Below are 12,440 nucleotides of genomic sequence, written 5' to 3' on the forward strand. Positions count from 1 at the left end.
GTCTCCGCAACATAAGGTCGGGTGGTGAGATGTCGCACCGGGTGAATGGCGTAAAACTACCGCTGAAATATGACTGAGATCTGTAGCCTGGTTCTGAAATTTCAGTAGGACCGTTATTTGAATGATCGCGATAGCTGTAGAACGCCCTCGTCATTCGGGCCGCTTGCACAACTTTGGCTGCCGCCACGTATACGTCTGGAAGACCCGTGGGCCGAGGGCTTGGGATGGCAAACAAAAGCCTGACTCCATTCATGCAATGAGAATGGCGTCACATTAATGGCTATTAGATATCGCGAATATCAGGTTGGGCCTGATTGTGCGTAGGGGAATCCCTTACACAGCGGAACCTCGCGTCGATTTTTAGGTCGCGCAACGTGGGTGTACTGCCGTTTGGAGAGGCGGTTGCAGTAAACCATGATGTCAGTGTGACATCAATGAATTTACATGGCATTTTACAAGGGTCAAGGTCTGGCGCTTGCCGCCGATAACAAGCTTAGTGAACTGCACAATCCCACATCAGGAGCTTTCAATGGCCGGCATTCTCGACACGGTAGATCAACGCACGCAACTGGTGGGTGAGAATCGCCTGGAGATTCTTATGTTTCGCCTGGCGGGACGGCAGCTGTTCGCGATCAACGTGTTTAAGGTGCAGGAAGTCTTGCAGTTGCCCAAGTTGACCCTGATGCCCCAGCGGCATCCATTTGTGTGCGGTGTGGTCAACCTGCGTGGCCAGACCCTGCCGGTGATTGACCTGTCCCAGGCCATCGGCATGCGCCCGCTGGTGCCGGGGCCCAACAGCACGATTATCGTCACCGAGTACAACCGTTCGGTGCAGGCCTTCCTGGTGGGCGGCGTGGACCGCATCGTCAATATGAACTGGGAAGCCATCCTGCCGCCACCGGCCAGCGCCGGGCGCCAGCATTACCTCACGGCCATCAGCAAGGTCGATGACCAGTTGGTGGAAATCATCGACGTGGAAAAAGTCCTCGCTGAAATCGTGCCCTATAACGCCAAAGTCTCTCGTGAAAAACTCGAAGACCCGGTGTTGGAACGCGCCCGTGGCCGTGAAGTGCTGTTGGTGGACGACTCCAATGTGGCCCTCTCGCAACTGCGCGACACCCTGGGGCAACTGGGCGTGAAGATGCATATCGCCAGTGACGGCCTCAAGGCACTGAACATGCTCAAGGCCTGGGCCGACACCGGCCAGGTGATGACCGACAAATTGCTGATGATCTTCACCGACGCTGAAATGCCCGAGATGGACGGCTACCGCCTGACCACTGAAATCCGCAACGACCCGCGCCTGCGTGGGCTTTACGTGGTGTTGCACACCTCGTTGTCGGGCAGCTTCAACGACTCGATGGTGAAGAAGGTCGGTTGCGATAACTTCCTGTCCAAATTCCAGCCGGACAAGCTGGTGGATGTGGTGCGCCAGCGACTGATGCTGGACGTAGTGCCCGCATGACCTTAGGGTGACGCTTTGCCCCTCAGGAATGCAGGCCCATGCTTCGTCTCAGCGCGCTTTACCGTTATCCCTTGAAGTCCGGCAAGGCCGAAACCTTGCAGCATATCGGCCTGGATGAACTCGGGCTGGCCGGTGATCGACGCTGGATGCTGGTGGACGAAGGCAGCGGGCGGTTCCTCACGCAGCGGGCGGTGGCGAAGATGAGCCAGTTGTCGGCGTTGTGGAACAGTGCCGGTGGCCTGACCCTGAGTTCACCTGGTTTTGCGTCGCTGGACGTGGCTCTGCCGAGCAGCGACGCCGAATTGCGCGGCGTGACTATCTGGCGCGACACCTTGCGCGTGCCGGATGCGGGCGCCGCGGCGGCGGCCTGGGTCAGCGACTTTATCGGCAAGCCGACGCGGTTGGTGCAAGTGCCGGTGGAGCGCGCGCGCACCACTCAAGATGGCTACGGCAAGGATGACGACAAAGTTGGATTCGCCGATGGCTTCCCGCTGCTGTTGATCGGTCAGGCCTCCCTGGATGACTTGTCCCAGCGCATTGGCCGCCCCATGGAGATGCTGCGGTTTCGCCCCAACCTGGTGATAGAAGGCAGCGAGGCCTTCGCCGAAGATGGTTGGAAGCGTGTGCGCATTGGCGATGTGGAGTTTCGCGTGGTCAAGTCGTGCTCACGCTGCATCCTCACCACCATTGACCCATCCAGCGGCGAGCGCAGTGCCGACCGCGAACCGTTGACCACGCTCAAGACCTACCGCGAGCAAGACGGCGATGTGATGTTCGGCCAGAACCTGGTCAACGACGGCCTGGGGCACCTGGAAGTGGGTATGCCGGTGACCATTCTCGAGTAATTCATTCGCCCATAAAAAATGCCCGTCTCCTGCGAGATGGGCATTTTTTTGTCCGGGCGAACGCTTAGCCGCGGTATTCGCACAGGTAAGCCGTGTCTACAGCGACCTTCAGATGGAACTTGCTGTTGGCCGGTACATTGAACTGGCTGCCGGCGGCGAAGGTTTCCCAGTCGTTGGCGTCAGGCAGTTTGACGCTCAAGGCGCCGGACACCACGTGCATGATTTCACGCTGGGCGGTGCCGAATTCGTATTCACCCGGGGCCATCACGCCGATGGTCGCCGGACCTTCTGCGGTGCCGAAAGCGATCGACTTGACGGTGCCGTCGAAGTATTCGTTGACTTTGAACATGGGGGAATCCTCGGAAGAAAGGGGCTGGAAAGGTTGGCCAGTATGCCCAAGGCGAGGGGAGCTGCCTAGACCGGCAAAATCAACGGCAGCAGGCGTGCGGTGTTGCGCGCATCTTCCAGCGCCCGATGTTGCTGGCCATGGAACTGCATCCCCGCCAATTGCAGCGCGCCGTTGAGCCCCAGCGGCTTGTCCAGGCGCCGGGCCTTGGCGAAGCGCTGCTTGAGGTTCACATGCGGCGTCTGGGCAAGCGCGCTGGCCAGGCCATGGCGTTGCCATTCAAGCTCAAGCTGTGCCCGATCGTAGTCACCCCAACTGGCCCAGCCTTCCAGGCGTGAGTGATGTTGGCCCAGCCAGCGCTCGAAGAGCGGCCATACCTCAGTAATCGGCGCAGCAGCGTCGATGTTGGCCTGGGTGATGTGAGTGAGCTGGCGGCAGAAAGGCGTCAGCAATGGGCGACGCAGCGGCCGCACAAAGCGCTGGAAGTGATCCAGCTCGCGGCCCTGGCGGTTCACCAGGCTTGCGCCGATCTCGATGACTTCCATCTCCGTCACGGGCCAGCCGCCTTCATCCGTTGTGGCTTCAAGGTCAATAATCAGCCAATGAGGCATCGTGCAGGTTCCCGTACTCGTCCTTTCCTGTTGGGGATAGAGCGTAGCGCGACTGTGTAGTTCCGCGCTGTTTTTTCATGCAACCCGCGCCTTACTCAATCTCCAGCAGAACCTGGCGATTACGCACCTGGTCACCCGCAACCACCTGCATACCTTTGATGACACCGGCGATGCCGGCGGTCAGTGGGTGCTCCATTTTCATGGCTTCCAGCACCAACAGCAGTTGGCCTTTGGTGACGGTCTCACCGACGCTTACGCGTATGTCGACAATCGCGCCGTCCATTGGCGCCTTGACGATGCCGGTACTGGCGTCTGCCTGACGGCTGGCGACTTGTTGAGTGCGGTTAATGACCTTCAAGCCGGGCAGCCAGAGCTGGGTGTCGTCGAGGTGATAGGCGATGCGACGGCGAACGCCGTTGATCATCAGGGTGGCCCAGCGGCCGTCGGTGCTCAGGTGGCTGATGTCGATGCCGTTGGCGTGCAGACGATGGTTCTCCAGCACGCTGACGGCGACATCGCGGACGTCATCGTTGATGTCCAGGCGATAGGTCCAAGGCACACTGGCATTGTTGCGCCATCCCGATAAACCCTGACGGTGGGCATTGGCGTTGGATTGATAAAACAGCGCGGCCGCCAGGGCGACCTGTTCGTTCGTCGCCGGCGGGCGGTTAATTTCATTGAAGTGCTCGGCGATAAAACCGGTGCTGAAATCGCCTGCGATGAAGTCGGGTTGCCTGAGCAGGTCCACCAGCAGTTGCTGATTGGTCGTCAGCCCCAGCAGCACAGTGTCCTCCACCGCTCGCAGCAGTTTGCGTCGGGCTTCTTCGCGAGTGGCCCCATGGGCGATGATTTTGCCCAGCATCGCGTCATAAAACGGGCTGATGCGTTGGCCTTCCAGTACGCCATGGTCAATTCGCACACCGGCGGCGGGTTCCCAACGCAGCACATTGCCGGTTTGCGGCAGAAAGCCCTGGGCGGGGTCCTCGGCGTACAGGCGTACTTCCATCGCATGGCCGGTCAGGGTCACCTCAGCCTGTTTCAAGGGCAGCGGTTCACCGGCAGCGACTTTCAGTTGCCAGTCCACCAGGTCCAGGCCAGTGATCCATTCGGTGACCGGGTGCTCCACTTGCAGGCGGGTGTTCATTTCCAGGAAAAAGAAGCGGCCGTTGCGGTCGAGCAGGAACTCCACGGTGCCGGCCCCCACGTAATTGACGGCGCGCCCGGCCTTCAGCGCCGCTTCACCCATGGCCTGGCGCAGCTGGGGTGTCATCACAGGGCAGGGCGCTTCTTCAATGACTTTCTGATGGCGGCGCTGAATCGAGCAGTCGCGTTCGCCCAAGTAGATGAGGTTGCCATGGCTGTCGCCGAACAGTTGGATTTCAACATGGCGCGGTTCGATCAGGGCGTGTTCGAGGATCAGTTCGTCGCTGCCGAAGGCGTTCAGGGATTCAGAGCGTGCGGTGCGCAGTTGGTCGAGCAGTTGGGTGCTGTCGTGCACCAGGCGCATGCCGCGCCCGCCACCGCCGGCGCTGGCTTTGATCATCAGCGGGTAGCCGATGCGGTTGGCTTCCTGCTGCAAGGTGGCGTCGTCTTGTCGGTGGCCCTGGTAGCCGGCGATGCAGGGGACGCCGGCGTCGAGCATGGCGAGTTTGGACAGACGTTTGCTGCCCATCAGTTCGATGGCCTCAACGCTTGGGCCAATAAAGGTCAGCCCCGCGTCTATGCAGGCGTTGGCGAATTGGGCGTTTTCGGAGAGGAAGCCGTAGCCGGGATGCACGGCGTCGGCGCCGGTTTTGCGGGCAGCCTCAAGGATGGCCGGGATGTTCAGGTAAGACTGATTGACCGGAGCGGGGCCAATATTAACGGCTTCATCAGCCATTTGAACGTGCAGGGCCTGGGTATCGGCGTCACTGTAGACGGCGACTGTGCGGTAACCCAGGGCATGGGCGGTGCGCTGGATACGGCAGGCGATTTCACCGCGGTTGGCGATCAGGATTTTGCTGAATGCGGGCATTGGATTATCCCTTGGCGTATGGGGTATGTGCTCGGGCCTCATCGCGGGCAAGCCCGCTCCCACAGGGGGAATGCGTTGCAAAATGTGGGGGCTGGCTTGCCTGCGAAGGCGTCATTTGCACCACCCCGGTTTACGCTTCTGCACAAAAGCCTGGGTCCCCTCTATTCCTTCTACACCCGTCACCGCCTCGGCAAACCACTGTGCGGCCTGATCCAGTAGCGGTCCGATTGGTTGCTCTGCGCTGGCGAGCAGCAGGGCTTTGGTTCGGCCATTCGCCCCCGGCGCGCACCGCAGCACTTGCCCCAATACATCGTCCAAGCGTTCTGCCAACGCCTGAGGGTCGTTCTCCACAAAATGCACCACCCCCAACCGATGGGCTTCAACCCCGTCAAACCGCGCCGCCGTCAGCGCCAGCCGTCGCGCCTGGGTCAGGCCGATACGTTTGACCACAAAGGGCGCGATCTGCGCCGGCAACAAGCCCAGGCTGGTCTCCGGCAAGCCGAACTGCGCCTGATGGTCGGCAAGCGCAATATCACTGACACAGGCCAGCCCAAACCCACCGCCGAGCACCGCACCTTGCAGTACCACGATCACCACTTGCGGCACCGCTTCCACCTCCTGCAGCAAGGTGCCGAACGCGCGGTTCAGCGCCTGCAACTGCGCCTTGCCGCCTGCGGTGACCATGTCCTTCACATCCGCCCCTGCACAGAAGTGCCCACCCGCACCGCTGATCACCAGCGCACGCACCTGGCTGTCCAATTGCGCCAGTACCGCACGCAGCTCATTAACCATTTCCAGGCTCATGGCATTGCGATTGGCGGGGCGGTTGAGGGTGATGTGCAGCACGCCGTTATGCGGTTCGAGCAGCAGGGTGTTCATGATTTTTTCCCGGGCAGGGTGCCCATCAGTTTGCAGATGATGCCCAGCATGATTTCGTCGGCGCCGCCGCCAATCGACACCAGGCGCACGTCGCGATAGGCGCGGGCTACCGGGTTGTCCCACATAAAGCCCATGCCGCCCCAGTATTGCAGGCAGCTGTCGCTGACTTCGCGGCCCAGGCGCCCGGCCTTGAGCTTGGCCATCGACGCCAGGCGGGTCACGTCCTGGCCTTTGATGTATTGCTCGGTGGCCTGGTAGACGAGCGCGCGCAGGCATTCGATTTCGGTGGCCAATTCGGCCAGGCGAAAATGAATGACCTGGTTATCGATCAGTGCCTTGCCGAAGGTCTGGCGTTCCTTGCAGTAGTCGATGGTGCTGTCGATGCAGTATTCCAGGCCCTTGATCATGTTGGCCGCGCCAAACAGGCGTTCTTCCTGGAACTGCAGCATTTGCATCATGAACCCCGCGCCTTCGTGGCCGATGCGGTTGCGCTGGGGTACGCGCACGCCATCAAAGAACACTTGGGCGGTTTCGGAGCTGTGCATGCCGAGCTTTTCCAGGGGCGGGCTGACGCTGATACCCGGCGTGTTCATGGGCACCATGATCAGCGACTTGTTGATGTGCGGCTTGTCGTCGGAGGTGTTAGCCAGCAAGCAGATAAAGTCGGCGCTGGGCGAGTTGGTGATCCACATTTTGCTGCCGTTGATCACGTAGTCGTCGCCGTCTTTGCGCGCATGGGTTTTCAGCCCGGCCACGTCGGAGCCGGCGCCGGTTTCCGAGACGCCGATGCAGCCCACTTGCTCGCCGCTGATGGCCGGGCGCAGGAATTCGTCGCGCAATTCATCGGAGCCGAAGCGGGCGAGGGCGGGGGTGCACATGTCGGTCTGCACGCCGATGGACATGGGGATGCCGCCGCAACGAATGGTGCCGAATTCTTCGGCAGCAACGATGGAGTAGCTGTAGTCCAGGCCCATGCCACCGAATTTTTCCGGCTTGGAAATACCCAGCAAGCCGAGGTCGCCAGCCTTGCGGAAGATCTCGTGGATGGGGAAACGTCCGGCTTTTTCCCATTCATCCACGTGCGGGTTGATCTCGCGGTCGACGAAGGCGCGGACGGTGCGGCGCAGTTCCTGATGTTCCTGGGTAAAGATCATTGTTCTTGTTCTCCTGTTAGAAACGCGCCACACCGAAGCTGTTGGGCTGCAACTGCCGCACCTCGGCCTCATGGCAGATGTCCAGCACAAACCCCAGCAGGGTGCGGGTATCCCGTGGGTCAATCAGCCCGTCGTCCCACAGGTTGGCGCTGCCATAGAGTGCAGTGGACTGGCTGTCGAGCTTCTGCGCGGTGACCTGTTCCAGCATATCCAGCACCCTGGGGTCGGGCACCAAACCGTCTTTGAGTTGCTTGGCCTCGGTGACGATGCGCAGCACTTTGCCTGCCTGCGCGCCGCCCATAACCGCCGTGCGGCTGTTGGGCCAGGCGAAGATAAACCGTGGGTCCAGGCCTCGGCCGCACATCGCGTAGTTGCCGGCGCCGTAGGAGCCGCCAACCACCACGGTCAGTTTAGGCACGCGGGCATTCGCCACGGCCTGGATCATTTTCGCGCCGTGCTTGATCACGCCTTGTTGCTCCGACTCAGTGCCCACCATGAAACCCGTGGTGTTGTGCAGGAATAGCAGCGGCGTGCGGCTCTGGTCGCACAGCTGGATAAATTGTGCGGCCTTGCTTGCACCCTTGGGCGTGATGGGGCCGTTATTGCCGATCACGCCGACAGCGCGGCCCTGGATGTGCAAATGGCCGCAGACCGTGTGGGCATCGAACTCGCCCTTAAATTCGAGGAAGTTGGAACCGTCCGCCAGGCGCGCGAGGATTTCGCGCACGTCATAGGGTTTTTTCGGGTCGTCAGGGACCAGCCCCAAGAGCTCTTCGATGGGGTGCAGCGGTTCGGTATAAGGCCGTTTTGGTGCAAGCGCCAGGCGATCATCCCATGGCAACAGGCTGACGATTTCGCGCACGATGCGCACGCCATCGGCATCGTTTTCCGCCAGGTATTCGGCGGTGCCGGCGGTTTGCGCGTGCATCTCGGCGCCACCCAGTTCCTCGTCCGTCGCCACTTCGCCGGTCGCCGCTTTGAGCAGCGGCGGGCCGGCAAGGAACAGTTTGGCCTTGCCGCGCACCACCACCACGTAATCCGACAGCCCCGGCTGATACGCGCCGCCCGCCGTGGCCGAGCCGTGCACCACGGTGATCTGCGGCAACCCCATGGCCGACATGCGCGCCTGGTTGGCGAAGCTGCGTGCGCCTTCGACGAAAATCTCGGCCGCATAGTTGAGGTTGGCACCGCCGCTTTCGGCGAGGGTCACCACTGGCAGTTTGTTTTCCATGGCGATCTGTTGCAGGCGCAGGGACTTTTTCAGGCCGGAGGGGGAAATGGTGCCGCCCTTGATCGCGCTGTTATTGGCCACCACCAGCATGCGCACGCCGCTGACGTAGCCGATGCCGGCGATCAAGCCGCCGCCGGCCGCGCTGCCGTCTTTGTCGTCGTGGAGTTTGTAACCGGCCAGGCTGGCCAATTCCAGGAACGGCGCGCCGGGGTCCAGCAGCAGGTTGAGCCGTTCGCGGGGCAGCAGTTGGCCGCGTTTGTCGAACTTGGGCTTGGCTTCCTGCGCCTTGCTCAGCAGGTTGTGTTCCAGTTGGCGCAATTGCGCGATGGCCGCCAACATGGCTTCGCGGTTTTGCGCGAACTGTGGGCTGTGGCTGTCGATCTGCGTTTCAATGAGCGGCATAGGTTATTGCTCCGCCTTGAGCACATCCGGCAGGTAGGCGCGGTGGAAACCATTGAAGGGTTCGTTCGGTGGTTGCGCCTTGGGCAGCGGCCAGGCCCGGCTGCCCAGGCTGGCGGCGCCATCGATGCGCAGGGTGCTGCCGCTGATGAACGCCGCGGCGGGACTGAGCAGAAACACAATGGCCGCGCTGACTTCCGATTCGGTGCCGATACGCTTGAGCGGCACGTGTTCGCGCAGGGTCGGGATCACCGCCTTGAACGCGCCGTCGTAGGTGTCCATGCCGCTGGAGGCAATCCAACCCGGCGCCACGGCGTTGACCCGCACGCCGGCATAGCCCCATTCAAAGGCGGCGGTCTTGGTGAAGTTGTCCATGCCCGACCGCGCCGCGCCGGAGTGACCCATGCCGGGCATGCCGCCCCACATGTCGGCGAGCATGTTGACGATCGATCCACCGTGCTTGCTCATGGACTGGTTGAACACTTCCCGCGCCATCAGGAAACCGCCGACCAGGTTGGTGCGCAGTACGGTTTCAAAGCCCTTTTGGTTGATCGAGGCCAGTGGCGACGGGTATTGACCGCCGGCGTTATTCATCAGGCCATGGATCGGGCCATGGTCATCAATGAGCTGCGTCACCAGCGCTTTCACCGCGTCTTCCTCGCGAATATCGCAAGCTTGCCAATGGGCGGTGCCGCCGTCTTCGGCAATTTCGGCCGCCACCTTCGAAAGCTTTTCCGGCTTGCGTCCCACCAGGATGACCCGGGCGCCAAGGGCGGCGAGTTCATGGGCGGTGCAGCGGCCGATGCCGCTGCCGCCGCCGGTAACAATTATGGTTTGCCCCTGGAACAGGTCGGCTTTGAAGATCGAATCGAAGGCCACGGCGACAGTCCTTTAGGTAAGTTGATCGGCGATGTGTTGCGGCACGGCAACGGGGATTTCCAGCAGTTGCTGGGCGAAGGCTTTGCCTTGGGGGTCGATGCGCAGGCTGGCGATGCCGCCACCGCCCAAGGCGTTTTCCAGCAGGAAATTCAGGCTGTGGCTGCCGGGCAAGTACCAGCGTTCGACGCGGCCGTGCAGCGGGTCGAGCACGTGGTTCATCCAGTCGACGATCACTTCCGGGGTCAACGCTTCGGCGATCCACGGCAGGTAGTCGGGGTGGCGGGCGATGACGCCGATATTGCTGTGGTTGCCCTTGTCACCGGAGCGCGCCACGGCGAGTTTCACCAGCGGCACGCTGGCATCCGCACGGCCTTGGGGCTTGGGCGGCTCGACGGCAGCGGTCGGTGGGAGCAGGTGGGCAGTCACGGGCAGCTCAATGGCATGGCGCTGGCCCTGGAACTCAATCACCGGCTCACAGGATGATTTATCGATAAGGAATGAAAACAGCCGAATCAGCGGGTACACCGTTGGTCGCCCACCGACGATCCCGGTCAACCCCGGCGCCATGCCGGTGGCTGCCTGGGCAATCTCGCGGGCGAACAGCACCAGCGCCTGTTTGCTCGGGTGCCGCACCGCCAGTTTCACCACCACTTCGCGGCAGTCGTGACGCTGGGCATGGGCGCCGTAGGTGGCTTCGCTGCCGAGCAATTCGATGTTGACCTCGGTGTAGGGCGCCCAGCCACGTTGGCTGAACAGTGCCGACGTTTTATTGATGATTGCCTGGCTGACCCGCTCGGCCTTGGCCACTGCGTCGATCCCGGCGATCAGGCAACTGGCGGTGCAGCGGAACCCGTCGGGGTAGGTGGCGCTGACCTTGTATTGGTCGGTAGGTGGCAAGCCCTTGGCGCCGTGCAGGCGTACTTGGTGTTTGCCTTGCTGTTGCAGTTTCACCTGGCTGAAATCGCAGATCACATCAGGCAGCAGGTAGGCGCGCGGGTCGCCTATTTCATACAACAGCTGTTCGGCCACGCTGAGTTCGCTGATCAGCCCGCCGCTGCCGTCGACCTTATTGACGGTGAATTGGCCATCGGCGCTGACCTCAATGATCGGAAAACCGATCTGCTCGTAGTCCGGCACGTCGCGCCAGTCGGTGAAGTTGCCGCCGGTGCACTGCGCGCCGCATTCGATGATGTGCCCCGCCAGTGCAGCCTGTGCCAGGCGGTCATAGTCCTGCCATGACCAGTTGAATTCATGCACCAGCGCCGCGCTGACCACGGCGCTGTCGACCACGCGGCCGGTGATGACGATATCGGCGCCCAGCTCCAGGGCTTTGGCAATGCCTGGCGCACCGAGGTAGGCGTTGGCGGAAACGCACATCGGCGGCAGCGGCGCGCCGTTGAACATATCGGTAATGCCCGGCAGTTGTTTCAGTCTGGGTTGCAAATCGTCGCCCAGCAGGACGGCGATTTTCAGCGCAATGTTGGCCTTGTCACAGGCTGCTTGCAGTGCGGCGGCGCAAGCCTGGGGGTTTATGCCGCCGGCATTACTGATCACGCGGATGCCCTGGCGCTGGAGATCGCCCAGCAGCGGCGTGAGCACCTCGACGAAATCGGTGGCGTAGCCGGCCTGGGGATCTTTCATTCGTGCGCCGGCAAGGATCGACATCGTGACTTCCGCCAAGTAGTCGAAGACCAGGTAATCCAGCGTGCCGCCGTGCACCAACTGGGCGGCGGCGGTGCAGGTATCGCCCCAGAAGGCGCTGGCACAGCCGATACGAACCGTCTTGCTCATGAGAAATCCTTCCTCGAATGGCTGGCGTCGAGACTACCAAGCAAGCGCTTGGTTTGTAAACTCCGCTCACAAGTTTTGCCCAAGCGCTTGCTTGGGTGGCGGCCACGGCCTAAATTGCCGCCCAAGACGTCAGTAGAAATGAAGGAGAGCAGCATGGATGAGCAAAAAGCCCTGCGGGTGATGCGCACCATGGTCGACGGCGGTCATTTGACCGACCCTGACAGTGCACGGGGCAAGTTGCTGCAAACCGCGGCTCACCTGTTTCGCAACAAGGGCTTTGAGCGCACCACGGTGCGTGACCTGGCCAGTGCGGTGGGCATTCAGTCCGGCAGCATCTTTCATCATTTCAAGAGCAAGGACGAGATCCTGCGGGCGGTAATGGAGGAAACCATCCATTACAACACCGCGATGATGCGCGCCTCGCTTGAGGAAGCGAGCACGGTGCGTGAACGTGTTTTGGCGCTGATTCGCTGCGAATTGCAGTCAATCATGGGCGGCAGCGGCGAAGCCATGGCAGTGCTGGTCTACGAATGGCGTTCGCTGTCGGCCGACGGCCAGGCCCAGGTGCTGGCGCTACGTGATGTGTACGAAGAGATATGGCTGCAGGTGCTGGGCGAGGCCAAGGCCGCCGGTTACATCAAGGGCGATGTGTTTATCGCCCGGCGCTTTCTGACCGGCGCCTTGTCCTGGACCACCACGTGGTTCCGCGCCGAAGGCAGCCTCACACTCGAGCAACTGGCCGAAGAAGCGCTGTTGATGGTTCTGAAGGCCGATTGAGGCGCAAGCTATTAATTTTTCGGTGGAAAGTTGTCTCACCTGACAAAAA

General features: G+C 61.5%; 11 protein-coding genes. 3 read left to right on the top strand and 8 right to left on the bottom strand.

Going from position 1 to position 12,440, the window contains the following annotated elements:
• The first annotated feature begins 529 nt into the window (after positions 1-529).
• Together ACLBW8_RS02215 and ACLBW8_RS02220 are read left to right on the top strand one after the other, a co-directional pair.
• A complete protein-coding gene (locus tag ACLBW8_RS02215; protein ID WP_447804457.1) occupies positions 530-1,465 on the top strand; it encodes a chemotaxis protein CheV in 936 nt (311 codons plus the stop codon).
• Between the two features lie 38 nt (positions 1,466-1,503).
• Complete coding sequence (locus tag ACLBW8_RS02220) at positions 1,504-2,310, top strand: MOSC domain-containing protein (protein ID WP_447804458.1); 807 nt, start codon at positions 1,504-1,506, stop codon at positions 2,308-2,310.
• 64 nt (positions 2,311-2,374) lie between these two features.
• Here ACLBW8_RS02220 and ppnP read toward each other — a convergent pair whose 3' ends face one another.
• The 8 genes from ppnP to ACLBW8_RS02260 form a co-directional block, all read right to left on the bottom strand.
• Positions 2,375-2,659 carry a pyrimidine/purine nucleoside phosphorylase gene (gene ppnP / locus ACLBW8_RS02225; RefSeq protein ID WP_064453428.1) on the bottom strand — a complete coding sequence of 95 codons (285 nt, stop codon included), beginning with the start codon at positions 2,657-2,659 and terminating at the stop codon, positions 2,375-2,377.
• Positions 2,660-2,724: 65 nt separating this feature from the next.
• On the bottom strand, positions 2,725-3,267 hold the full coding sequence (locus ACLBW8_RS02230; RefSeq protein ID WP_064453427.1) for an exonuclease domain-containing protein: 543 nt from the start codon (positions 3,265-3,267) through the stop codon (positions 2,725-2,727).
• A gap of 91 nt (positions 3,268-3,358) precedes the next feature.
• Positions 3,359-5,281: an acetyl/propionyl/methylcrotonyl-CoA carboxylase subunit alpha gene (locus ACLBW8_RS02235; protein ID WP_447804459.1), complete on the bottom strand. Its 1,923-nt coding sequence runs from the start codon at positions 5,279-5,281 to the stop codon at positions 3,359-3,361.
• Positions 5,282-5,392: 111 nt separating this feature from the next.
• Complete coding sequence (locus ACLBW8_RS02240) at positions 5,393-6,160, bottom strand: enoyl-CoA hydratase/isomerase family protein (protein WP_262665752.1); 768 nt, start codon at positions 6,158-6,160, stop codon at positions 5,393-5,395.
• Positions 6,157-7,314 (bottom strand): citronellyl-CoA dehydrogenase, encoded by a 1,158-nt coding sequence (atuD, locus tag ACLBW8_RS02245; protein ID WP_064453424.1) that lies wholly within the window; start codon positions 7,312-7,314, stop codon positions 6,157-6,159. The genes ACLBW8_RS02240 and atuD overlap by 4 nt, the downstream gene beginning before the upstream one ends.
• Before the next feature lie 16 nt (positions 7,315-7,330).
• A complete protein-coding gene (gene atuC / locus ACLBW8_RS02250) occupies positions 7,331-8,947 on the bottom strand; it encodes a geranyl-CoA carboxylase subunit beta (RefSeq protein WP_447804460.1) in 1,617 nt (538 codons plus the stop codon).
• Between the two features lie 3 nt (positions 8,948-8,950).
• Positions 8,951-9,823, bottom strand: a complete 873-nt coding sequence (locus ACLBW8_RS02255) for an SDR family oxidoreductase (protein WP_447804461.1) — start codon at positions 9,821-9,823, stop codon at positions 8,951-8,953.
• Between the two features lie 12 nt (positions 9,824-9,835).
• Positions 9,836-11,614 carry an acyclic terpene utilization AtuA family protein gene (locus ACLBW8_RS02260; protein WP_447804462.1) on the bottom strand — a complete coding sequence of 593 codons (1,779 nt, stop codon included), beginning with the start codon at positions 11,612-11,614 and terminating at the stop codon, positions 9,836-9,838.
• 153 nt (positions 11,615-11,767) lie between these two features.
• Between ACLBW8_RS02260 and ACLBW8_RS02265 the strand changes: the two genes are divergently transcribed.
• The gene (locus ACLBW8_RS02265) at positions 11,768-12,391 is read left to right on the top strand and encodes a TetR/AcrR family transcriptional regulator (RefSeq protein WP_128587582.1); all 624 of its coding nucleotides are present in this window, start codon (positions 11,768-11,770) and stop codon (positions 12,389-12,391) included.
• Positions 12,392-12,440 lie beyond the last annotated feature (49 nt).

The organism is Pseudomonas sp. M5A4_2d, from assembly GCF_053345295.1.

Bases quoted from the DNA above. Each gene is read 5' to 3' on its own strand.
- ACLBW8_RS02215 (WP_447804457.1), top strand. From the start codon at position 530: ATGGCCGGCATTCTCGACACGGTAGATCAACGCACGCAACTGGTGGGT.
- ACLBW8_RS02240 (WP_262665752.1), bottom strand. From the start codon at position 6,160: ATGAACACCCTGCTGCTCGAACCGCATAACGGCGTGCTGCACATCACC.
- ACLBW8_RS02220 (WP_447804458.1), top strand. From the start codon at position 1,504: ATGCTTCGTCTCAGCGCGCTTTACCGTTATCCCTTGAAGTCCGGCAAG.
- ACLBW8_RS02235 (WP_447804459.1), bottom strand. From the start codon at position 5,281: ATGCCCGCATTCAGCAAAATCCTGATCGCCAACCGCGGTGAAATCGCC.
- atuC (WP_447804460.1), bottom strand. From the start codon at position 8,947: ATGCCGCTCATTGAAACGCAGATCGACAGCCACAGCCCACAGTTCGCG.
- atuD (WP_064453424.1), bottom strand. From the start codon at position 7,314: ATGATCTTTACCCAGGAACATCAGGAACTGCGCCGCACCGTCCGCGCC.
- ACLBW8_RS02230 (WP_064453427.1), bottom strand. From the start codon at position 3,267: ATGCCTCATTGGCTGATTATTGACCTTGAAGCCACAACGGATGAAGGC.
- ACLBW8_RS02265 (WP_128587582.1), top strand. From the start codon at position 11,768: ATGGATGAGCAAAAAGCCCTGCGGGTGATGCGCACCATGGTCGACGGC.
- ACLBW8_RS02260 (WP_447804462.1), bottom strand. From the start codon at position 11,614: ATGAGCAAGACGGTTCGTATCGGCTGTGCCAGCGCCTTCTGGGGCGAT.
- ppnP (WP_064453428.1), bottom strand. From the start codon at position 2,659: ATGTTCAAAGTCAACGAATACTTCGACGGCACCGTCAAGTCGATCGCT.